Source organism: Leptothermofonsia sp. ETS-13 (genome assembly GCF_049200465.1).
Lineage (GTDB): Bacteria > Cyanobacteriota > Cyanobacteriia > Leptolyngbyales > Leptolyngbyaceae > Leptothermofonsia.
In genome coordinates, this window is record NZ_CP120836.1 from 3577044 (window position 1) to 3598503 (window position 21460).

At 49.8% G+C, this 21460-nt stretch carries 18 protein-coding genes; 8 read left to right on the forward strand and 10 right to left on the reverse strand.

Going from position 1 to position 21460, the window contains the following annotated elements; translation table 11 throughout:
* Nucleotides 1-392 precede the first annotated feature (392 nt).
* The gene (locus P4D80_RS16230; protein ID WP_421655040.1) at nt 393-3635 is read right to left on the reverse strand and encodes an ABC transporter transmembrane domain-containing protein; all 3243 of its coding nucleotides are present in this window, start codon (nt 3633-3635) and stop codon (nt 393-395) included.
* An 869-nt stretch (nt 3636-4504) separates the two neighbouring features.
* On the opposite strand from P4D80_RS16230, the gene glcD reads away from it, so the two are divergent.
* Nucleotides 4505-5974 carry a glycolate oxidase subunit GlcD gene (gene glcD, locus P4D80_RS16235; RefSeq protein ID WP_421655041.1) on the forward strand — a complete coding sequence of 490 codons (1470 nt, stop codon included), beginning with the start codon at nt 4505-4507 and terminating at the stop codon, nt 5972-5974.
* 11 nt (nt 5975-5985) lie between these two features.
* On the opposite strand, the gene glyS is transcribed toward glcD, so the two are convergent.
* Nucleotides 5986-8139: a glycine--tRNA ligase subunit beta gene (gene glyS / locus P4D80_RS16240; protein ID WP_421655042.1), complete on the reverse strand. Its 2154-nt coding sequence runs from the start codon at nt 8137-8139 to the stop codon at nt 5986-5988.
* Nucleotides 8140-8442: 303 nt separating this feature from the next.
* On the opposite strand from glyS, the gene P4D80_RS16245 reads away from it, so the two are divergent.
* The gene (locus tag P4D80_RS16245; RefSeq protein WP_421655043.1) at nt 8443-9705 is read left to right on the forward strand and encodes a glycosyltransferase; all 1263 of its coding nucleotides are present in this window, start codon (nt 8443-8445) and stop codon (nt 9703-9705) included.
* On the opposite strand, the gene P4D80_RS16250 is transcribed toward P4D80_RS16245, so the two are convergent.
* Nucleotides 9698-11053, reverse strand: a complete 1356-nt coding sequence (locus P4D80_RS16250; protein WP_421655044.1) for an amidohydrolase family protein — start codon at nt 11051-11053, stop codon at nt 9698-9700. The two genes, P4D80_RS16245 and P4D80_RS16250, sit on opposite strands and share 8 nt — an antisense overlap.
* An 83-nt stretch (nt 11054-11136) precedes the next feature.
* Here P4D80_RS16250 and P4D80_RS16255 point away from each other — a divergent pair, with 83 nt between their 5' ends.
* Both P4D80_RS16255 and P4D80_RS16260 read left to right on the forward strand, forming a co-directional pair.
* Nucleotides 11137-11265 (forward strand): hypothetical protein, encoded by a 129-nt coding sequence (locus tag P4D80_RS16255; RefSeq protein ID WP_421655046.1) that lies wholly within the window; start codon nt 11137-11139, stop codon nt 11263-11265.
* A gap of 94 nt (nt 11266-11359) precedes the next feature.
* On the forward strand, nt 11360-12814 hold the full coding sequence (locus P4D80_RS16260) for a CoA-acylating methylmalonate-semialdehyde dehydrogenase (RefSeq protein ID WP_421655047.1): 1455 nt from the start codon (nt 11360-11362) through the stop codon (nt 12812-12814).
* Nucleotides 12815-12917: 103 nt separating this feature from the next.
* On the opposite strand, the gene P4D80_RS16265 is transcribed toward P4D80_RS16260, so the two are convergent.
* Nucleotides 12918-13604 carry an FHA domain-containing protein gene (locus P4D80_RS16265; RefSeq protein WP_421655048.1) on the reverse strand — a complete coding sequence of 229 codons (687 nt, stop codon included), beginning with the start codon at nt 13602-13604 and terminating at the stop codon, nt 12918-12920.
* A 318-nt stretch (nt 13605-13922) separates the two neighbouring features.
* On the opposite strand from P4D80_RS16265, the gene P4D80_RS16270 reads away from it, so the two are divergent.
* Entirely contained in the window at nt 13923-14453 is a 531-nt protein-coding gene (locus tag P4D80_RS16270; protein ID WP_421655049.1) for a pentapeptide repeat-containing protein, read from the forward strand.
* Nucleotides 14454-14459: 6 nt separating this feature from the next.
* Here P4D80_RS16270 and P4D80_RS16275 read toward each other — a convergent pair whose 3' ends face one another.
* The 3 genes from P4D80_RS16275 to P4D80_RS16285 form a co-directional block, all read right to left on the reverse strand.
* Nucleotides 14460-15440, reverse strand: a complete 981-nt coding sequence (locus tag P4D80_RS16275) for an ABC transporter permease (RefSeq protein ID WP_421655050.1) — start codon at nt 15438-15440, stop codon at nt 14460-14462.
* A gap of 162 nt (nt 15441-15602) precedes the next feature.
* A complete protein-coding gene (locus tag P4D80_RS16280) occupies nt 15603-16682 on the reverse strand; it encodes an ABC transporter permease (protein WP_421655051.1) in 1080 nt (359 codons plus the stop codon).
* 41 nt (nt 16683-16723) lie between these two features.
* Nucleotides 16724-18208, reverse strand: a complete 1485-nt coding sequence (locus P4D80_RS16285) for an ABC transporter ATP-binding protein (RefSeq protein WP_421655052.1) — start codon at nt 18206-18208, stop codon at nt 16724-16726.
* Nucleotides 18209-18567: 359 nt separating this feature from the next.
* Between P4D80_RS16285 and P4D80_RS16290 the strand changes: the two genes are divergently transcribed.
* Nucleotides 18568-19161, forward strand: coding sequence for a Uma2 family endonuclease (locus tag P4D80_RS16290; RefSeq protein WP_421655053.1), 594 nt, complete (start codon nt 18568-18570; stop codon nt 19159-19161).
* Here the strand turns inward: P4D80_RS16290 and P4D80_RS16295 are convergent.
* The 3 genes from P4D80_RS16295 to P4D80_RS16305 all read right to left on the reverse strand — a co-directional run bounded on the left by P4D80_RS16295 (nt 19134) and on the right by P4D80_RS16305 (nt 20463).
* Entirely contained in the window at nt 19134-19289 is a 156-nt protein-coding gene (locus tag P4D80_RS16295; RefSeq protein ID WP_421655055.1) for a hypothetical protein, read from the reverse strand. The genes P4D80_RS16290 and P4D80_RS16295 overlap by 28 nt on opposite strands.
* Before the next feature lie 249 nt (nt 19290-19538).
* The gene (locus P4D80_RS16300) at nt 19539-19757 is read right to left on the reverse strand and encodes a hypothetical protein (RefSeq protein WP_421655056.1); all 219 of its coding nucleotides are present in this window, start codon (nt 19755-19757) and stop codon (nt 19539-19541) included.
* A gap of 43 nt (nt 19758-19800) precedes the next feature.
* Nucleotides 19801-20463, reverse strand: a complete 663-nt coding sequence (locus P4D80_RS16305; RefSeq protein ID WP_421655058.1) for an SOS response-associated peptidase — start codon at nt 20461-20463, stop codon at nt 19801-19803.
* A 443-nt stretch (nt 20464-20906) separates the two neighbouring features.
* Here P4D80_RS16305 and psb34 point away from each other — a divergent pair, with 443 nt between their 5' ends.
* Entirely contained in the window at nt 20907-21071 is a 165-nt protein-coding gene (gene psb34 / locus P4D80_RS16310; protein ID WP_421655059.1) for a photosystem II assembly protein Psb34, read from the forward strand.
* A 127-nt stretch (nt 21072-21198) separates the two neighbouring features.
* Complete coding sequence (gene pgr5 / locus P4D80_RS16315; protein WP_421655060.1) at nt 21199-21396, forward strand: cyclic electron transport protein PGR5; 198 nt, start codon at nt 21199-21201, stop codon at nt 21394-21396.
* Nucleotides 21397-21460 lie beyond the last annotated feature (64 nt).

Consider the following 21460-nt stretch of genomic DNA (forward strand, 5'->3'; position numbering starts at 1 on the left):
CCACCAAACATTTACCAACTACTGGTTTGTTCGAACTACTGGTTTGTTCGAATTATTGTTGCGATCGCCAACCAAAATTGTGAGAAATTTTGGAACCTGCGGAAATTATCATGGGGTGAGCACATTATGGATTGAGTTGAGCCAGCCATTATTGATTTAGAGAAAGCGTGGAAAAGCTTGTGTAGCCACTTACTTGCTTGGATATCTAATGTCCGTCTTAATTTTGGTACTGAGTTGCAAAGATATTTAGTGCTGACAGTTCAGACATTAATTAGACAGAGACCTAAACTGGAACCTGATTTAGTGAGGTTTTGTGTTTCTACTTTCTCCTATAGTAGTTTTCAAGTTTGCTTAACGTTGCCAATTTGGCAGTTTTCTGGATTAATGCCAGGTTAAAGATTGAGCTGTTGCTGAGCCAGGTGATAATACAGTCCGTTTAAGGCAATGAGTTCCTCATGGGTTCCCTGCTCAACCAGCACTCCTCGATCCAGTAACAGAATGCGATCTGCATGCTGAACGGTAGCAAGACGGTGGGCAATGATAAAAGTGGTGCGATTGTGGCTGATACGAGCCAAATTTTCTTGAAAGCGCCGTTCTGACTCGGTGTCGAGAGAACTGGTAGCCTCATCCAGAATCAGTATCGCCGGGTTATCCAGCAGGGCGCGGGCAATAGCGATGCGCTGTCGCTGCCCACCTGAAAGGTTTGAACCTCGTTCACCCACTTTGGTGTTGTATCCTAGGGGCAGATCTTGAATAAAGGTGTGGGCTTCGGCCAGTTTGGCCACCTCTATCACCTGTCCTAGGCTAAATTCTGAGCGATAGAGTTGAATGTTTTCCAGAATGGTGCCAGAGAACAGGAAGGTTTCCTGGGGTACCACACCCAGCTGCGATCGCAGCGAAGGTGGAGACACATGCCGAATATCGTGCCCATCGATCAAAATGCGCCCCCGGTTGGGATGATATAAACCCTGGAGTAATTTCACCAGGGTGGTTTTACCCGAACCACTCCGCCCAACGATGGCAATAGTTTCACCGGCATGGACCTCAAAGGAAAGATTTTGCAGGATGTTGCGATCGTCCGTTGCATCATAGCTAAACGAAACATCCTCAAATCGAACCTCTCCCTGAATGGGAGGGAGCACCAGCATGGGTTTACTGGGGCTTTCTTCCGGTTGAGTGGAAAAGACATCATTCAACCGTTCAACAGAAATAAGGACTTCCTGCAACTCATCCCAAACACCAATCACCGCCAGTACTGGATTGATAACACTACCAATCATCATGTTGAAGGCAACAAATTGTCCAATGGTGAGTTGGTCTTGAATCACCAGCGTCGCACCGTACCACAACAACATGGCACTGCCAAAGGCATTAATCAATCCGCTGGTAATCTGGAGATTGTTTGCCAGCTTTTGTCCCTTAAACCGCACATTGAGCATTCCGGTGAGGCGGTCTTCCCAACGCCAGCGGACTTCCTGTTCTGCCGCCACCGATTTCACCGTTGCAATACCCGTCATCATTTCAACGACAAGGGAGTTTTGCTCTGCCGTTGCACTAAACATTTCCCGTGACACCTGTTTCAGCAGGGGAGTGGCCGCTAGTGCCAGCACAACAATCGGTGGAATCAGGCAGACAACCAGAACTGCTAAATTCCAGTTGTAATAAAACATCAGCCCCAGGTAAACGATCGCCGTCAGCGCATCGAGCCAGATCAATGCCGCCTGACGCACCAGAAACAACTGAACTTTTTCGTTCTCCTGAATTCGGGTGATGATGTCACCCACCTGGCGCGATTCAAAAAACTTTAATGGTAACCGCAGAGCATGGTTGACGAAACCGCTGACCAGTGTCAGATCGAGCCGATTGGAAAAGTAATCCAGCAAATATTGCCGCACACCCATCAGCCCAATCCGCCAGATGCTAAACAAGACCAGCCCGATCGCAAACACATGCAGCATGGGCAGGCTTTTCTGCACCACAATCTGGTCCAGAATGACCTGGGTAAACAGGGGTGTAATCAGCCCAAATACCTGAATCAGCAACGAAAGCAGAATGATTTGCCAGAGGAGTGATCGATAAGGGGTAAGCAAGCGCCCAAAATGCCAGAGCGACTGAGCCTGATTGGATTCAACGGCATGCAAATGATGGGTGGGTTCCAGCAACAGGGCAAACCCCGTCCAACGGGCGAGAAAGTCATCCCTTGAGAGTGTTCGTCTTCCACGGGCAGGGTCTGCAATCAAAATGCGGCAATTTGGGTCAGCCGGGTTACCGCGAATTCGGTAGACAACGACATAGTGATCGCCTTCCCAGTGGGCAATCCAGGGATTAGGGTGTTCCAGCAGGGGGGGCAGGTTCGCTCGCACTGGCTGAGCATTGAAACCAACCTGTTCTGCCGCTTTTGCCAGGTTTTTTAGCGATGTACCAGACCGCCCCACGTTTGCCAGATTCCGCAAGGCATTGATGCTCATGCGTTTTCCCCAATACAGGCCAATCATGGACAGGCAGGCAACTCCACAATCGGAAGAACTCTGCTGTTCCACAAACGGGTAGCGGTGCCATAACCTGGGGCGACGCCGCTTTTGGGGCTGGGGAAAGGTGACGTTGGGCGGTGGCTCCTCATTTGGCCGATTTGAATCATCACCATTGGGCATGAGCAAAATTTCTCGATCGCCCGCGATCGCCCCCCCATTCCTGTGGAGGTGATCCTGCCTCAAGGAAGAGGCGGGCATGGAGTAAGGCTGCCCCATTGTTGAAGGATAGGGGTTCCCTGCGGTGGGGGTAGCGGTGGGTACAGACAGGGAGGTATTCCCTAAAACGGGGGCGATCGCGGTTGCTGTTTCCCAATGTTCTGCTGGCAGGCAGTAGAGCAGTACGTCCGTTTGAGCGGACCAGTCCTCAGAAACTTTGTCAGAGTAACTCCACCCGCTTCCAACAGCCAATCCAGGAGAATAACTGTCTCCCCCCTGGATTTCGCCCTGACGCAGCCAGAAGTAACCTGCCTCATTTCCCAGGGCTTGAGTCAGGGTTTCCCCAGCGGGAATGGTGCGTTCCATTAGATAGGGCAACAGTTGCTGAATTTGATGGCTGGGGAGGGTTTTCAAAGCTGTCAACGTTTTGAAAAAAATCAACCGCTGCCGTTGCGTAGCTTGCTGCTGCAATCGCTGGTTAAGCTGGGGAAACTGTTCCAACCAGGGTAGGAGGGCTGTCGCTGGAATCTGCAATACCTGACCTGGGCTGGCGGCAATCGCCCGGTAAGGAAAGGGGGATGCGCCAAATAGGCGATCGGCGCCAAAGGTTTCCGTTTCTTTCAGCACCTGGACCGAAACTTCGCGCTGCTGTTCCGCATCAAAACAAAGCAATCGCACTCGTCCCTGAGCAATTAGATAGAAATTGGGAGTGTCATGTTCAGCATGTTCAGAATGAACAGAATCTTCTCTGGCATCGGAATAATTATGGAAGTTAAGCGCCTCCCCCAGTTGAAATTCGCGGGTTTTTGAGAGTTCTGCTAATTTCAGAGCGGCAAACTCGCTTCCCTCAATCGGGTACAGCAGGTTAAACCAGGCTTCCTGTTTTTTCGATGGTTGAGCTGGAATTGAGTTTCCTGCTGATAGCGAGACTTTCATGCGCTGGCTCATGGCTTTGATCTCCTAATTGATCCTTGAATCGCAGCCGAACTGATACGGACAAATCGTTCTGAAGGTGAAATTCTCAAATCGCTCAAATCACGACTTTCCGGTGTTTCAGGGGAAATGTCTAACGATTTAGAAAGCAGATATTTGCAGTATTTCAGTAATGTACTGTTTCAGTCCTATTTGGAAACGGACTTGCGGTGCCGGAATTTGAGACCTAAACTCTGAGACTTATATCTAGAATAGGACTAGGGAAGTTTAACCCATCCCGCCTGAAGCTTAATGGATTGCAACTACACCAAGGGACATCCCATACTTATTCATGTTTACGGATTAGGGAATTGATGGACCTTGAAACATCCTTCAGGCGAATTTGTTAGGAGCAAGTATTCGGTACAGTTGCAGTCTTTTGCTAAGCCTAAGTTGTAAAGATTATCCTCACATCTCAATAACTCTATGCATACCTGAGTTCCAGCTTAGGGAGTGGCTTGTTCCACGTGCCCATTAGACAAAGTGGATTAACAGGCTATGAACGAGCGACTTTCCTGTTTAACCTTGGTAATGACTCTACCCCCTCTTTTCAGATATGAGTAGTTTTCAGAAACACAAATCAGACCAGACTTATCAACCCCGACATTGATTAAATCCCGATGGTGATAACGTTAGAGTGGATCTTTAGAAGGATCTTGGATCTTTAGAAGGATCTCTTGGATCTTTAGAAGGATCTTAAGTGCTGCTGTTCTTAAAAAAATTAAGTCACCACTTAAAGATTAATATTTAGTCAATATTCCCCCCAAATGTCAACATAACCTGATCAAGGTTCACCCATTCTTCACCGACTCTTTAAGTTCACTCCTTGCAAGCCCCAGAGTTTTATGCTTACTCAGGATAAAAAGCGTGATTGGTCACCCATTATTCGGCAATTTGAGGCGATTATTGGCGAACCTAACGTCATCCGGCGTAAGGAAGAATTGCTGGTTTATGAGTGTGATGGATTGACCAGCTACCGCAATCGCCCTGCTGTGGTGGTGTTGCCTCGGACAACCGAAGAGGTGGCAGAAGTGGTGAAAGTGTGCGATCGCCATCAAATTTCCTTCGTTGCCCGTGGCTCTGGCACCGGGCTTTCAGGGGGAGCCCTGCCCACGGATGATTGTGTTCTGATTGTGACTGCGCTGATGAAGCGTATTCTTGAGATTGACCTGGAGAATCAGCGAATTGTGGTACAGCCCGGTGTGATTAATAACTGGGTGACCCAGGCTGTGAGTGGAGCCGGCTTTTACTATGCCCCCGACCCCTCCAGCCAGATCATTTGCTCTGTCGGTGGCAACGTCGCTGAAAATTCAGGCGGGGTTCATTGCCTGAAATACGGAGTCACCACAAACCACGTGCTGGGGCTAAAACTAGTGTTACCCAATGGTTCCATTGTGGATGTGGGAGGAACCATTCCAGAAATGCCAGGGTATGACCTGACCGGGTTATTTGTCGGTTCCGAAGGTACCCTGGGCATCGCCACTGAGATTACGCTTAAAATTCTGAAAACGCCTGAATCAGTTCGAGTTTTACTGGCAGACTTTACCAGCGTCGAAGCAGCCGGAGCCACAGTTTCTGACATCATCAGTGCAGGTATCATTCCCGGCGGCATGGAAATGATGGATAACTTCAGCATTAATGCTGTCGAAGATGTGGTTCTCACCAACTGTTATCCCCGTGATGCGGCAGCGGTTTTGCTGGTTGAAGTGGATGGATTGGAAGTGGAAGCCGAAGAAAACAGCAAACGGGTAGAAGCCATTTGTTACCAGAACGGTGCCCGCAGCGTCCGCATTGCCACTGATCTGGAGGAGCGGTTGACTCTATGGAAAGGACGGAAAGCCGCCTTTGCCGCTATGGGGAAAATTAGCCCCGACTATTACGTGCAGGATGGGGTGATTCCTCGCACAAAACTAGAATACGTTTTAAGGGAAATTGAGGCCCTGGGCGAACGATACGGTTACCGGGTGGCAAATGTATTCCATGCAGGAGATGGCAATCTGCATCCCCTGATTTTATTTGATAATGCCGTTCCCGGTGCGCTGGAAACAGTGGAAGAACTGGGGGGAGCCATCCTCAAGCTGTGCGTAAAGGTGGGCGGCAGTATTTCGGGTGAACACGGAATTGGGGCAGATAAGCGTTGTTACATGCCCGAAATGTTTACAGAAGCAGACCTGGAGACGATGAAATGGGTACGTCAGGTGTTTGACCCCAAGGGCATTGCGAACCCAGGTAAAATTTTCCCGACGCCCCGCACCTGCGGAGAAGCAGCACGGGCAGAGACGGCGAAACAGTTTGAGGGGATTGAATGGTTTTAGGCTTTACGGTTTTAGGCTTTCACGATCGCTCCAAAATCTGCCAGCACCCGTGCATGGTTTCTCAGCAACCCTAAAAGATTGAGCCGATTGCGGCGAATATCGGGGTCAGAATCCATTACCAGTACACTTTGGGGACCATCGAAAAACTGGCTGACCGTCGGCGCAATGTCTGCCAGGGCATTGACCAGTTTGCGGTAATCTCGTTTGGCACGGGCTATCTGGGTTTGAGGGACTAGCTTTACCAGGGCATTGTAAAAGGCTTGTTCTGAGGGCTGCTGGAATAGTTTGGGATTGACCAGAGAAGTGGGTTCCAGGGAAGTGGTATTCAGATCGCCCTGAGCAGCGAGACGAGAAGAGCGGTTGACAGTTTCGTAAATCTTCTCCAGGGTGCCGTCGTTGCGGATGGATTGCAGGAAGAGGGCGCGATCGCGCACATCCAGCAAATCATTTAATGCCCGTTCGGCATATTCTGGATCATTTTCACCCAGAACAGCGTTGACCAGGTCATAGTCAACTTCCCGGTCTTCCTGAAGCAGAGTTCGAATCCGTTGCAGAAAAAAGTCTTGCAATTGTTGCCGCAACTCTTCCAGAGATAGTTTCATCACCGTTTGAAAGGATTGGGCAAAATCAGTTGTGACTTGCTCGATTAAGTGATTCAGGTTCAATGACAAATTAGCAGCCCAGGTAATGTTGACGATCGCATTGGCTGCCCGGCGCAAGGCAAATGGGTCTGAGGATCCTGTCGGCAACATACCCAACCCAAAAATACTGACCAGGGTATCGAGTCGATCCGCCAACCCCACAACCTGACCCGCAAGGGTTTCTGGTAGCCTATCCCCCGCTCCTTTCGGTAAATAATGTTCAAAAATGGCGACTGCGACCGCCTCTGATTCACCACTGGCACGGGCGTACTTCTCACCCATCACCCCCTGCAATTCGGGAAATTCACCCACCATCTGCGTCACCAAATCCGCTTTGCAGAGGAGGGCTGCCCGCTGAATGTCCTGCCGTTTTTTCACCTTGAGTTGGTCAGCAATCTGGTCGGCAACACGGCAGAGGCGATCAACTTTAGCCCGCACGGAGCCCAGATCGGCTTGAAAAGTGACGGTTTCCAGTTTGGGCAGATAGCTTTCCAGGGGATGGGCGCGATCGGCATTAAAGAAAAATTTGCCATCCGAAAGCCGTGCCCGAATGACCCGCTCATTCCCGGCGACGATAATGTTTGCTTTGTCAGGATCACCATTAGAAACAGTGATGAAGTAGGGCAACAGGTCAGAAGAACCCACCTGCTTCAGCACAGGAAAGTAGCGCTGGTGGCTTTCCATCTCTGTGATGATGACCTCCGGCGGCAGTTCCAGAAATTCCGGGTCAAACTTGCCGACCACTGCTGTGGGATACTCCACCAGGTTGGTCACTTCTTCCAGCAAGTCTGGGTTAATCAGCGCGACCCCACCCATTTGAGCCGCCGCTTCCTCAACCTGACGTTCTATCAAACTGCGTCGCTTTTCAACATTGACCTGTATAGACGCTGCATCCAGGACGCGGACGTACTCTTCTGCATGGGGAATTTCAACTGGTTGGGGATGCAGAACCCGGTGCCCCTGGGAGAGGCGATCGCCCCGGCAACTCTGGGAACCATTTACCAATTCAATCGGCAATACTTCGCTGTCCAATAACGTCACCAGCCAGCGAATTGGACGGGGGAAGCGTAAGTCTCCATCTGCCCAACGCATAAATCGCCGACCTTCCAGATTGGTAATCCACTCTGGCACCAGTTGGGTCAGAATCTCTGCGGTCGGTTTACCCACAATCATCTTGCGAGCAAAGACAAAATCCCCCTTTTCCGTTGCCCGAATTTCCAGGGAAGCCAGGTCTACTCCCTGCTTCTGGGCAAAGCCTTCGGCAGCTTTGGTCGGCTTACCATCTTTGAATGCAGCCTGGGCAGGGGGTCCCTTGATATCTTCTCGCTGGTCTGGTTGGCGCGGTGGCAGTCCCCAAATTAAAACGGCAAGGCGACGGGGAGTGCCATAGAATTCAATGCTCTCCGGGTTCAGATAATGAGCAGCCAGGCTCTGGGGGATGCGCGATCGCCATTGCTCCAGCGCCTCATCCACAAAATCCGCTGGCAATTCTTCTGTACCGACTTCCAGTAAAAACGTCGCCATAAATTCTGAACTGTTTAATCGCGCCAATTCCAACAGTTTACCTGATGGTTTGAGAAGTGAAGTTAGGGGATGGGAGCAGTTATTAGTTGTTGCTTGTTAGTTGTTAGCTAGGTGAGGAGTGAGGAGTAAGGGAGTAATAGGGTAACGGCGTAATAAGGTGAGGTTTCTTTACTCCCTCACCCTATTACACCGTTACCCATCCACTCCTTTCCCCTTCTGGCTCCTGGCTTCTTTCCTTCTCCTTTCTGCTTTTCTCAGTATAAATAATTAGAGAAAATTTTTTGATCTAGGATCTTCAGCTTTATGGAAAAGAGAAATCAGGACTTTGTCACTCAGTTAACTCTGGAAAATCCCCCTAAAACCCGTAGTTCAACTCGACGACGAGTTTTGTTTGTCCAATATGCGGGAGATTACCGTGAAGCTGTCAATCACCTGAATCAAGGGGGAAACGAAACGTACTATGCCCAGCGGTATTCGGTCAACACAATGGCAGAAATTAGCCAGCAGGTTGAGGAAATGACTGTCCTCGTTTGCCACACGGATGAACCCTACAATGAAGTACTAGAGAATAGAGTGCGTGCCATTGGTAGCGGCTTTGCAACGAATGTACCTGTTAAAGAGTTAATCAAATTGGTTGAACAACAAAAGCCAACCCATTTGATCATCAATACCCCTATTCTGGAATTGGTTCAGTGGGCGATTCGAAACAAAGTTAAAACCCTTGCCCTCCTGGCCGATTCGTTTCAAGCTACAGGAGTACGTAGCACGCTCAAGAATTATTTTCTGGGCAGGCTTTTGAATCATCCCCAAATAGATTGGGTGGCGAATCATGGCACTAATGCCTGTCGATCTTTGCGGGCGATCGGAGTCAATCCCAACAAAATCATTCCCTGGGACTGGCCACATGTCATCACTCCTGACAATTTCACTCCGAAACAACTGCGAACCCATCATGGGACTTTCAAACTGCTATACGTGGGTTCAATCATTGATTTAAAGGGGGTTGGGGATGTTTTAGAAGCTGTTCCAATACTGAACGCTAAAAATATTTCGACTTACGTTCAGTTAGCAGGCAAAGGAGACATTGCCCGCTATATTGAACAGGCAAAAAAACTAGGAATTGAGCAACAAATAGAGTTTTTAGGGTTCATTCCCAACAACAATATTGTGCAGTTGATGAGGGCAGCCGATCTGGTCATGATTCCCAGCCACCATAGTTACCCTGAGGGCCTCCCAATGATCATTTACGAGGCATTATGTTCCCACACTCCAATTGTTGCCTCAGATCACCCCATGTTCCGGAGGAAACTGATTGATGGGCAAAGTGCGCTAATTTTTCGAGCGGGAAATGCCTCTGCTTTAGCAGAACGAATTGTCACATTGCTTTCAAACCCTGATCTCTATCAAAGGCTTTCTGCAAATTCCAAAGCTACTTGGGAGCAGTTACAAGTCCCAGTCAAGTTTGCAGATTTACTGAACCGCTGGATATTTGATTCACCTACTAATCGACAATGGCTGTACAATCACCGCTTCGCTTCAGAGCGATACGATATTTACATCAGCTAACCACAGGGTTGAGAGTCGATTTAAAGGATTCCCTTCGCTTCAGGTGATCCAGAGTTTGTCCCTGAATGGCTTCTAAAACTTCTGCTTCATTAACACGAGTGCTGCGTCCGGCCTGCACTACCATTTCACCATCTACAAAAACGGTGTGTACGTTAGAACCGTGAGCTGCGTAGACTAAGTTCCACAGCACATTGGTATCATTGTTATCCCAAACAAGGGGCATCAGGTTGGGCTGCCAGAGATCAACCAATAGTAAGTCGGCTTTTTTGCCCGCTTCGATCGAGCCAATCTCGTGGTCTAAGCCAAGCAGCTTTGCTCCCTCAATCGTTGCCATGCGGAGGGTTTCTGGGGCAGACAGGGCCGCGGCGTCATAGCGATGAACTTTCTGCAACAGGGACGCAAATTTCATTTCTTCAAACAGATCCAGATTGTTATTGGAGATATTGCCATCGGTCCCTAACCCAACGGTGATTCCTGCCTGTTTCATTTCCAAGATGGGGGCGATGCCACCGGCTAGCTTGGCGTTGCTAGTGGGGCAGTGGGCGACAGAGGTACCCGTATCTGCCAGGAGTTTAATTTCATCTTCGTTAAGCCAGACACAGTGGGCGATCGCTGTTTTCTCTCCCAAAATCCCCAGTTCATTGAAGAGCGCGATCGGACGCTGACCAAAATGCTGAACCACGGCCTCCACTTCTTCTTTTTGTTCACTGCTGTGGGTATGAATCCGAACCCCATACTCCTCGGAATAGGCTCTGGCTTTGGCAAAAGCATCTCTTGAGCAGTAGAGGAGATGCTCCAGCCCGACCCCCACCCGCACCCGTCCGTTCTGAGACAGATGGTGCGTTTCTATTAGCTTGCGGTTAGTTTCTGGAGTTTCAAAAAAATCCTTGCCTGGCATATCGGCGGCATAGGGCACCAAGTTAACACGCATGCCCAAAACGCCTGCGGCATCAGCACAACGATGCATGAACCGATACATATCTACCACACAAGTCGTACCACCCTTGAGTGCTTCCAGATAGCAAAGCAGGGCCGCGTAATAGGCATCTTCTTCATTCAGTGCTCGATGCTCTAACTGGTAGCGAGGCAGCCAATCCAAGAGTTGCAGGTTTTCTGTGACACCCCGCAGCAAACTGGAATGGGAGTGGACATCAATCAACCCAGGGATGACGGCCATTCTGCCCTGGCAGTCAATGGTTTGGGTCGCATCGTCTGGAACGAATACCTCCTCACTGGAACCCACATCCACGATCCGATCATCCTGAAGGACGACTGTGCCATCCGAATAGATGACATCATCGGCATTAACCGTAAAGACAATGGCATGGCGAATGACAGTACAACCCATAAGTTTTTGATTTTTGTGTGAGGGGGTCTGAGGGGCTATAGGGTGGCGAACGATTTGAGTGGCAGCAAGAGGCTTGCTCCGGTATGCCGAACAGCCGCGATCGCATCCTGCGCAGCGGAGATCGGGTTGCCTTCGTCATCATACAGTTTAAACCTCGATCTACCAGTCAATCTCCTGTAACGTATATCGGAAAGGAACTGTTTGGTGTGTAGGCTATTACGGGTTGTATACCCCCCTCAAAATCATTACGACTTGGGTACCCCTCTAGGGTAGAGAGAAGACAGTGAGTTCAGGGTGATAGGTGTAATGACAATTGTGTTGAAAAACTTCATCAATGGGGAATGGAGTCGTTCCAGGGCAACTGAGTATTTGAATGTAGTCAACCCAGCAACGGCTAAGGTTCTGGCAAAGGTACCGCTGTCTACGGCTGAGGAGGTTGATCAGGCAGCTCAAGCGGCGGCAGCGGCGTTTGTTAACTGGCGGCGGACTCCAGCAGGCGATCGCATTCAGTATCTCTTCAAACTGAAAACTCTGTTAGAAGAAAACCTGGAAGATCTGGCCGGCACCATCACCCAGGAATGCGGCAAAACCCTGGCAGAATCCAGGGGCGAAATGCGGCGAGCCATTGAGAACGTGGAAGTCGCCTGTGGCATTCCAGTTTTGATGCAGGGCTACAACTCGGAAGATATTGCCCGTGGCATTGATGAGTTTATGATTCGCCAGCCAGTAGGGGTAGCCGCAGCCATTTGCCCCTTCAACTTTCCGGGGATGATCCCCTTCTGGTTTATGCCCTACGCGATCGCCTGCGGCAACACTTACCTGATCAAACCCTCTGAGAAAGTGCCTCTGACAATGCAGAAAATCATGCACCTGCTGGATCAGACTGGTCTACCCAAAGGGGTGGTCAATCTGGTGAACGGAGCCAGGGAAACGGTAGATGCCATTCTAGATCATCCACTCATCCGAGCTATCAGCTTTGTCGGTTCAACGCCAGTGGCCCGATACATTTACAGCCGCGCTGCGACCAATGGCAAACGGGCCCAGTGCCAGGGGGGAGCCAAAAATCCAGTCATCGTTTTGCCGGATGCCGACATCCCGATGACCACCCGCATCATGGCAGACAGTGCTTTTGGCTGTGCCGGTCAACGGTGTCTAGCTGCCTCCGTTGCCATCACCGTCGGGGAAGCCCGGAAGACCTTCACAGAGGCGATCGCCGAAACCGCCCAATCCCGCATTGTTGGCTATGGTCTGGACGAACAGGTGCAGATGGGTCCGGTAATTACCGCTGAAAGTCTCAGTCGGATTGAAGGATTGATTCAAAAAGGGGCAGAGGAAGGGGCAAACATTCTGGTGGATGGGCGGTACCCCCATATTTCAGGCTACGAGCAGGGCTATTTTATCCGCCCCACCATTCTGCAAAACATTGATCCCACCGGCGAAATTGCCCGCACCGAGATATTTGGCCCTGTTTTAAGCCTGGTTCACCTGGAAACAATTGATGACGCGATCGCCCTCATTAACCGGGGACCATATGGCAACATGGCCTGTCTGTTTACCTCCAGCGGAGCCGCTGCCCGCAAATTCCGCTATGAGGCCGAAGCGGGCAACCTTGGGATCAATATTGGCGTTGCCGCCCCCATGGCCTTCTTTCCCTTCAGCGGCTGGAAAGATAGTTTCTTCGGCGATCTGCACGCTCAGGGACAGCAGGCAGTTGAATTCTTCACTCAAACAAAGGTCGTAGTCGAGCGCTGGCAGGAGTAGACGAGGAAGTTTTAAGGATAGGCGACGAGGATAGAAGGGTGGATAAGTGGGAGGGTCGGTCCACCCCTCTCCCCTTTCCCTATTGCTTGTCGCCCGTCGCCTATCACCGATTTCTTCCAAACAAAATCTCCGGATCTTCCAGCGCAGAATAATCCATAAAATCGGCAGAACGGGAGCCAGAGTCTTTGAAACGGGCAAGTACTTCGGGATGGATGGGATGAAGGGTACGGAAACCCCAGCTGACGAAGAATGTGAAGTTGACGCTGCCCAGACGGATGCGATCGCCATCCTTTAGCAAATGACGTTGCCGAATTCGGGCACCGTTGACAAAAGAACCGTTCATACTGTTCAGGTCAATCAACTGAAAACCCACCTCTTGCACATACAGCAACACCGCATGCCGACGGGATATTGCTCGATCTTTCAGTGGTAATGCGGCCTCCCGATTTCGCCCAATGGTCCATACCATTTGAGGCTGAAGCAGAATCTCTGACTCTCCCAACAGGTTGGTAACCACATAAACGCGCTGCCCCTGAACAACCCCCTGGACGTACTTAAAGATTTCACCAGAGACTTCAAAAGTCGTACTATCAGACTCCCCCACTGGGTGATCGATCATAAGTGTTTGCACTTTAGCAAACGACGCGTCGTCAATATCAGCCCCACAACCATCCATCTGTCGGGGACTGGCTGATGTTGCCATCGACAAAGCAAGCCCAAGATTGTCATTCATATCCACTTCATCAGCCGCTTTTTTGAGAAGTTCAGTGGGGCCTAGTTCTGAATTCATGCTTGGTTTTCAGAACCGCGATCGGTCTACCTCTAAACGACAGTCGCTAGCTAGAGTTCCCCTAAGAAAACCCGTTGCTAACGTTAGCTTTTGCCTTTGTGACAAAAATTAAGAGCAGGAAGGAATTAGAAGAGGGTATTTCCCTGCCAAAAGGGCTTTCAGTTAATAAAAAATTAAATCTCTGGAAGAAATGGTTAAAAATCAATGGAATTTATTCACAATGCTTTACATTTCTACAAAGTATAAATACCTACCAATTTATCCAACCGTAAGCTTTGACCTCACGGTGTACTTCGTTCTGGTTAAGTTGAAACGGAAATGCAAAGGTTAAACACAGAAGAGCTTCTTCTTCAATACGCCGGGGGTAAAAGAGACTTCCAAAACCTGGATTTAAGTGGGGCAGACCTGTTCGAAGCCAGCCTGCCAGGAATTGATTGTTCAGGTTGTGACCTTAGTCATAGTCATCTACCCTACGCAAATTTGAGTCAGGCAAACCTAAGGGAAGCCCAACTCCAGGAAACTGAGATGGGAGATGCTCAGCTTTATCAGGCAAACCTGATGCAAGCCAATCTTCGGAGAGCGAATATGCCCAGGGCTAACTTGCGCTTTGCAAAACTCCAGGGTGCTGACCTAAGTGGAGCAAATTTACAGGGATCAGACTTGTATGGTGCAGATCTAAGTGACTGCAATCTAACTAATGTCGATCTCCGGCGAGCTAACCTGGAAAAAGCCAATCTAACCGGCGCGAAACTAAGTGGAACCAACCTATTTCGCACACAGCAGGCAGATTTGTCCAAAGCTTATACCGATCAAACAACTATCTATCCTGATGGGTATCGGCAAGACTGAACACATTTAATCTTGCTCAAAAGCCTGTCCCAGAGCGGCGGGTGGTGTGCTGTGGATTGTTTGAGCTGCGGCCCGGCTGAGGCTGGGTGGTAGCTGCTTTAGCAAACGTTCTAGCCATTCACTGGAAGTCAGAACCAGAAACAAAATCATCAATGCGAAGGGAGCAACGGTAATTACCTGTGTGGGCACGGGGATAGCATTTTGCGCCTGACTTGCCAGAGATTGCAGGATGCCGAATAGGTAGCAACTAAGCGCAACCCGTAGAGGGTTCCAGCTACCAAAGATAACGATCGCCAGTGCAATCCACCCGTAGCCGGCGGTATGACGATGGCTCCATCCCGCTTTGAAGTCCAGAGAAAACGCAGCTCCCGCAATCCCCATCAGCGCTCCCCCCAGTAGCGTGTAGCAATAGCGCATCAGAATGACGTTGGTGCCTCTGGCAAAAGCAGCAGCGGGTTGTTCTCCCATTGCTCTCAGCATTAGGCCAGGGCGAGTGCGGTAGAAATATACCCAGACCAGAATGATCAGGGCAAAGCTGGCATAAACGAGCCAATCGCTTTGAAATAGCAATCGGCCAACGACGGGAATGTCCTGCAACAAGGGGAGTTTGAAACTGGGAACCGTCGGTCCAGGAATGCGAACATAGGGATTTCCTAAGAACGAAGACAGATCGGCACACAGCAGAGCCAGCACAAACCCAATGGCAACTTGGGACTGCCGCAAGGACAGCGCTCCAAAAGCAACCACCAGCGCTACGACTGCCCCCACCAGGGCTGCACTGACAAATCCCAGCAGCAGACTAGGGATGGTGCCCAATCCTTCAGTGGTTTTGGCAACAGCAAACCCGGTCATAGCAGACAGCAGGATGGTTCCTTCGGCTGAAAGGTTAATCACGCCTGAGCGTTCGGTGATGGTTTCTCCAATGCAGGCGAAGACCAGGGGAGTAGAGGTGGCGATCGCAACTGAGAGAATGGCGATGATATCCATGGGAGAAGGAAAAAGAAAGAAGTCAGGAGCCAGAAGGGGAAAGGAGTGGATAGGTGGAGGAGTAGTAGGGTGATGGGGGGAGAGAATAAAAGAACCTTACCCTATTACCCCGTTACCCTATCACTCCATCACACTCTTTCGTCCTTTGCCCGATAACCAAGTTTATCCCTCATCCAGAGCTGTCGAACCTCTGCGGGAGAGGGAGGAGAGGTAGGTTTTAATAGCGGAGAGGGCATTGACTTCGCTGAGACCACGACCGAGTAAAACGGCGAGGACAAGCATGCCCTGGATCACTCCAGCTAAGGACGACTCTAGATTTAGATTCAGGGGGAGTTGCAAGCTGCCAATATTAAGGGCACTGAAGAAAAACGCGACGGGGAGGATCATCCAGGCGTTGAAGCCGACCAGCATGGCAACCAGTAAAGCTAGAAAGCCCAGGTTACTGGAAATACTAGGGATGAGGCGATGGAAAATCGCCAGAACTTGTAGCGATCCGGCGATTCCAGCAAAGGCCCCGCAAATCACAAAGGCACTGATTAACTGGCGGACTGAACGAATACCTAAAATGTAGGATGCTCGCAGATTAAGCCCTACCGCCCGAAGTTGTAAGCCAAAGTGGGTGCCCCGCATGACAACAATGGTGAGAATAAGGGCGACCACTCCTAACCCTAGAGCAATGGGACTGGCTTCGGTATTGCCGAAGGTGGGGAGCCAGAGGGATTCTTTAAACTGCTCGGTGCCACTCATGGAAGCGACGCCTTCCTTTTGCCAGGGTCCAAAGATGAGATAGAGTGCCAGACCATCGGCGACAAAATTAAGCCCCAATCCGGCAAAAATTTCATTAATTCGACCATAGACATTCAGGATGCCTGCAAATAGTCCCCATAAGCCTCCTCCCAGGGCTCCGGCCAGGATTGCCAATGCAATCACCAGAGGAGCAGGCAGAACGTCCTGAAACAAACGAATGGGAACCATCGTAGCAATCGCCCCTGCCACAACTTGTCCCTCAATGCCCAGGTTATACAGCCCGGCTGTGAAGGTAAACAGTAACCCACTAGTGCAAAGCAACAGAGGAGCCAGGGTTGCCATTACTCTAGCAAACTGCCCTGGTGTGCCAAAAGCACCCGTCCCCATTTTGCTGATCACTTCGATGGGAGAAGCCCCCATTAACAGAATGATGACTGCAATAAATCCTAGTGCTATTGAGAGAGAAACGACCTGATAGTAGAGAGCTTTGGGCATTTTTCACCTCATTCCTGAGAGAATGGATTCCTTCAAGCCGCCTAGACTGACCACTGGTGGTTACGTTCAAACTTGCCACCAATCATTTGACCTAATCGATCCACAGTCAAATCTTCAACATCAATCGGTTCGGAAACATCACCACCGCTGAAAACAACGACACGATCGCTGTACTGCATAATTTCATCTAGATCAGAAGAGGTAAACAGAATTGCAGTACCACCTTCGCAACGGGCAATCAGTTGTTGCCAGACCCACAAAACCGATTCGATATCCAGGCCACGCGTGGGGTGTTCCATCAACAGCAGGTTGAGGGGCGTGGGCAGGAGGGCCAGTTGGGTGCGCTGCTGGTTCCCCCCAGAAAGACGCTCCACCTTCGTTTGAGGGTTGCCGCGAATTTTGAACAGGGCGATCGCGTGCAGGGTTTTTTGCAGCGTGTCTTTCCAGTCTACAAACCAGCCTTTCGGTGGGGTGCGGAGGGAAACATGTTCATGGATCGATAGCCCCCGAATCAGTCCTTCCCGCAGGCGATCAGCAGGAGAATAGCCCACTCCCATGTTCAGGTATTGCTGATAGGGCTGTTCGGTCATGTCCATGCCATTTACATAAATGCGCCCGCTCGCTGCTCGCAACAGACCCGCACACAGCCGCAACAGCAATTGTTGTCCACTGCCCTCCAACCCGGCTAACCCAATCACTTCCCCTCTATAAACGTCCAGGTTTCCAAAATTAAGCGTGAAACGGTCAGTAGTGAGGGAGACATTTTCTAGCTTCAGAACCAGTTCAGCCTGGCGTGTCTTGGGCTTAATGGGAGTTGCCAGTTCTCGACCAAACATCAGCTCGATCAGCGTTTCATCCGGGCAGGGAACTTCTAGCTCGCCCACAACCTTACCCTGGCGCAAAACGGTAACGCGATCACACAACTCATTCACATCCTCCAGTTTGTGCGACACAAAAATAATGGATTTGCCCTGAGCGGCTAGTTTTTTAGCAGTGGTGAACAAGGCGCTTTTTTGGGATGCCGAGATACCCGTTGTCGGTTCATCCAGAATCAGTGTGCTGACCCCCAACGATAGCAATCGTAGAATTTCTAACTGCTGCCGCTCACCCACCGTCAGGTTACTGACCCACTCGTTAATATCCAGGTTGAAATTGAATTGGGCCGCCAGTTGGCGAAATTCCTTTGCAACCTGACGACGGTTAATCAGCAATGGCCCCGGTCTGCCAACGGTGAAATTGTCCAGCACTGCAAGGGGCGGGAAATCTAACGGGTCCTGGTGCAGCATGCCAATACCTGCAGCGATCGCATCCGCAGGCGTCCGAATTTCAACCGATTGCCCATCCAGCAAAACAACCCCTGCATCACGGCTAATGAAACCACTCAACACTTTGACTAACGTGCTTTTGCCTGCCCCATTTTCGCCCAGCAACCCGTGGATGCTACCCGCTTCTACTATCAACGACACGTTATCATTCGCTTGAACTGCGCCAAACTGTTTGGAAATATTTTGGAGTTCAACCTTCATCCGAAACCCTCGAATATCGCTTTATGCAAATGCTTTAGTACATCGGGCTTAAAGAGGGGATAGATGTGGTGTCCCAGCCAGAGGTTTCCCCCCTATACCCCATCCCAACCAGAATGACTGTCGCTATCCTGATCGCAAGAAGCCGCTACAAAACCGATACAAATCGAACCAATTATGGGTGATTTTGTAATTAGTTGTTCGTATTTACTGAAGCAATTTGATCACCTCCACCAACGGTAAAAGGTGGATAAGTTTTGAGTTTTGGGTTCTGAGTTTTAAGTTTTGACCACTTCCCAACTCCCCCCGCCCTCATCCCCCCAGTAATACGCATATAATGCCAGAATCCCAATCTAAACCCGATGACGCCGCCGCTGCTACAGACTCCTCAGCCTAGAATTGCGAAGGTGATTCATCACCTGACCTGGGAGCAATTGGAGGAGTTGGATCGCTCCCTGGAAGATATTGCTGGGCTGAAGCTGGTGTATCTGGACGGAACGGCTGAAATTATGCCAGTTAGTGAGGAACATAAGGAGTTCAAAGTCATCATCCGGCGGTTGCTAGAGGCTTACCTGGAAGAGGCAGGAATTCACTTTTACGGTCGTGGTGGTCCGACGTTGAGCAACAGGCAACTGAAAGCCAGAAATGAACCAGATGAATCCTATAACCTGGGTAGCAAAAAGCCCTATCCAGATCTGGTGATTGAAGTGACGGTTACCAGTGGCGGGGTAGATAAGTTGGAAGGTTATCGCCGCATGGGAGTACCGGAAGTGTGGTTTTGGGAAGATGATATGCTGGCAATTTACCACCTATCTGGTGGGGAATATCAACGGGTCAATCAAAGTGAACTGTTGAAGCATTTGCCACTAGATGTGTTTTGTCGCTATATCACTTACCATGACCAGTATGAGGCTGTACAGGAGTTTCGTCAGACAATTCGCCGGGCAGGCCAGTAGCGATCGCTCAGCCTGACACAACCAGTAGGGTAGGCATCACCCTTCCTAGCCACAATGACTACTGCTATAAAGGGTTTTTGGGAAATGGTAGATTTCAGTTGCTTCGGAAAGTTTGAGACACAGGTCATAGTCCTAAGCCTGGTGGCTACAGCTATACAATCTCTCTATCACCCCTTTACTCTTCACCCCTCACTTCCTCTTAAATAACAATGTTTTATGAATCTATACATTATCGCCCCCCGGCTGTCGCCATCCCCCCTACCAAGGGGGACTACAGAGGGTTCTGATTCTATGCATCCTCATATTGAATTGGTATAACAACCAACAACTAACAACTAAGCTTCAACCCCATTACTCTTTTACTCCACCACCTTTATTCAGATCCCGTCCCCAAAAACCTCATCCTCAATACCAATCCACCATTCACCCAGATTCATCATGTCCTTGTGAATGTCTTCTAATTCTCGCTGGTATTCTGTGTCAGGAATACTGTTTTTGCGTTCTTCCAGTTTTTTTAGGCGGAGTAGCACCAGTAGCCAGGGTTTAGAGATTCCATCGGTTTCTTCGATGTAACGGGCCAGTTGTTCGCTGTTCATGGAGAATTAAAGAGTTGGAATTGAAAAACCTGCCTATATCTTACTAAAGACGCTTCAAACAATCTGGGCTTTCATTGGATGGACTGTTGACTAGAGAACTGACAGGATAGCCCTCCATTTCCTCGGCGCTGTAGGGATGCAGCAGAGATTGTAAATGTTCAGTTGAGGTGGAGGGAGCGAGCCATTGATCGTAAGTTTCTGGTTTTAGCACGACAGGCATGCGATCGTGGATGGGTTGTAGCAACTCATTAGCCTGAGTCGTGATGATGGTACAGGATTCAAGGGTGGTTTCATCCTGCTGCCAGCGCTCCCATAGCCCAGCAAAGGCAAAGGGTTGACTATCGGCCAATCGAAAGTAGTAGGGTTGCTTTTTGCCATTGAGCCGCTGCCATTCGTAAAAACCATCTGCCAGGATCAGGCACCGGTGCCGCTTAAAGGCAGATCGAAAAGCAGGTTTTTCAGCCACAGTCTCGGCGCGGGCGTTAATTAGTTTTGAGCCAATGGATAAATCCTTTGACCAACTGGGGATGAGCCCCCAACGCAAGAGCTTGAACTGACGTTCAGACTGGCCAGGCATGTAAAGAACAGTCGGCACGTCCTGAGTTGGCGCGATGTTGTAACGGGGTTGCCAATTGGGAGTAGTGGATAGCTGAAAGGCTTTGATCAGCATTTCGGCTGTTTTGCTTTGGCTAAAACGTCCGCACATGAGGAAGTTGCTAGTTGTTGGTTATTAGTGAGGCTCGAGGGGGTAGGGAGTGGGGTATAGCGGTAGTCATTATGGTTAGGACGGGGTGCAGGGGTGGAACTCCTGGCTGGGGGCTTCGCCCCCACTCCCTCTCTAATTCCAATGTCCTAACGCTCCCGCGTAGAGCTATAGATGGGTGGATGGGTGGCGTCTCTCGACTTCTTACTTCTACTCCTGTCTTCTTTTTTCTTTTCTTTTTTCCTTTTTCTTAGCCCCTTTTCTCAGCCTCTTTCCCTCTTCCTAAATCCTAGCTTTTCGCTCCAGGGGGTGTTTTGAGGCAATAAGCGGAGCGTATGCTTAACATCATCAAATTTATTTTGCAAGTTTTGTTGACATTTTGTAACAGTTTTGTTTACATTTATTTACATAAGGAAGTAAACGAAGTTCCCAAAAGGAGAAACGCCATGTACACCGTTAACGAAGAGGGTCTGCTCAATAACTACGCTGTTGAACCTCCTGTTTATTACGCTGAATATCCCTCTCCTGAGCAACAGCGCCGTTATGCATTCCAGGCAGCTCTCGCAACTCTGTTTGTTACGGCTCTGGTTTTGACAGCATTCGCGGCTTAGTTCTGAAGGTGTCCAGCTATCAGTTGCTCTGACAACTTCCTGTTTCTGTGAAGTCGATCGCTGATAGCTTTGCCTTTTTTATTTCGGGCAGTCGGGTTCCCGCTTCACGATCGAAAGGAGACTTGAAATGTTTGCACCTATTGTTGTTCTGGTTCGTCGCTTGATGGGAGATGCTAAATTTATTCGCTTACGGGGTCAGGCGATCGCACTCCATGCTCAAGTCATCACTCGGTTTTGTGATCGCTTTGGTGTGGATCGGAATCAGCGGCAGAGCATGATTCGCCTGGCTCGTGACAATGGTAAGCGCTTAGGTCTGCTTGCTTAAAATATACCTGATATTGATGCACAAACCCGTTATCCTGATTGAGGTTGAAACGTTATCAGGATGC

What these genes read in the sequence shown, in the direction of transcription:
- P4D80_RS16230 (WP_421655040.1), bottom strand. Translation starts at nt 3,635, where the DNA reads ATGAGCCAGCGCATGAAAGTCTCGCTATCAGCAGGAAACTCAATTCCA.
- glcD (WP_421655041.1), top strand. Translation starts at nt 4,505, where the DNA reads ATGCTTACTCAGGATAAAAAGCGTGATTGGTCACCCATTATTCGGCAA.
- glyS (WP_421655042.1), bottom strand. Translation starts at nt 8,139, where the DNA reads ATGGCGACGTTTTTACTGGAAGTCGGTACAGAAGAATTGCCAGCGGAT.
- P4D80_RS16245 (WP_421655043.1), top strand. Translation starts at nt 8,443, where the DNA reads ATGGAAAAGAGAAATCAGGACTTTGTCACTCAGTTAACTCTGGAAAAT.
- P4D80_RS16250 (WP_421655044.1), bottom strand. Translation starts at nt 11,053, where the DNA reads ATGGGTTGTACTGTCATTCGCCATGCCATTGTCTTTACGGTTAATGCC.
- P4D80_RS16255 (WP_421655046.1), top strand. Translation starts at nt 11,137, where the DNA reads ATGCCGAACAGCCGCGATCGCATCCTGCGCAGCGGAGATCGGGTTGCC.
- P4D80_RS16260 (WP_421655047.1), top strand. Translation starts at nt 11,360, where the DNA reads ATGACAATTGTGTTGAAAAACTTCATCAATGGGGAATGGAGTCGTTCC.
- P4D80_RS16265 (WP_421655048.1), bottom strand. Translation starts at nt 13,604, where the DNA reads ATGAATTCAGAACTAGGCCCCACTGAACTTCTCAAAAAAGCGGCTGAT.
- P4D80_RS16270 (WP_421655049.1), top strand. Translation starts at nt 13,923, where the DNA reads ATGCAAAGGTTAAACACAGAAGAGCTTCTTCTTCAATACGCCGGGGGT.
- P4D80_RS16275 (WP_421655050.1), bottom strand. Translation starts at nt 15,440, where the DNA reads ATGGATATCATCGCCATTCTCTCAGTTGCGATCGCCACCTCTACTCCC.
- P4D80_RS16280 (WP_421655051.1), bottom strand. Translation starts at nt 16,682, where the DNA reads ATGCCCAAAGCTCTCTACTATCAGGTCGTTTCTCTCTCAATAGCACTA.
- P4D80_RS16285 (WP_421655052.1), bottom strand. Translation starts at nt 18,208, where the DNA reads ATGAAGGTTGAACTCCAAAATATTTCCAAACAGTTTGGCGCAGTTCAA.
- P4D80_RS16290 (WP_421655053.1), top strand. Translation starts at nt 18,568, where the DNA reads ATGACGCCGCCGCTGCTACAGACTCCTCAGCCTAGAATTGCGAAGGTG.
- P4D80_RS16295 (WP_421655055.1), bottom strand. Translation starts at nt 19,289, where the DNA reads ATGACCTGTGTCTCAAACTTTCCGAAGCAACTGAAATCTACCATTTCC.
- P4D80_RS16300 (WP_421655056.1), bottom strand. Translation starts at nt 19,757, where the DNA reads ATGAACAGCGAACAACTGGCCCGTTACATCGAAGAAACCGATGGAATC.
- P4D80_RS16305 (WP_421655058.1), bottom strand. Translation starts at nt 20,463, where the DNA reads ATGTGCGGACGTTTTAGCCAAAGCAAAACAGCCGAAATGCTGATCAAA.
- psb34 (WP_421655059.1), top strand. Translation starts at nt 20,907, where the DNA reads ATGTACACCGTTAACGAAGAGGGTCTGCTCAATAACTACGCTGTTGAA.
- pgr5 (WP_421655060.1), top strand. Translation starts at nt 21,199, where the DNA reads ATGTTTGCACCTATTGTTGTTCTGGTTCGTCGCTTGATGGGAGATGCT.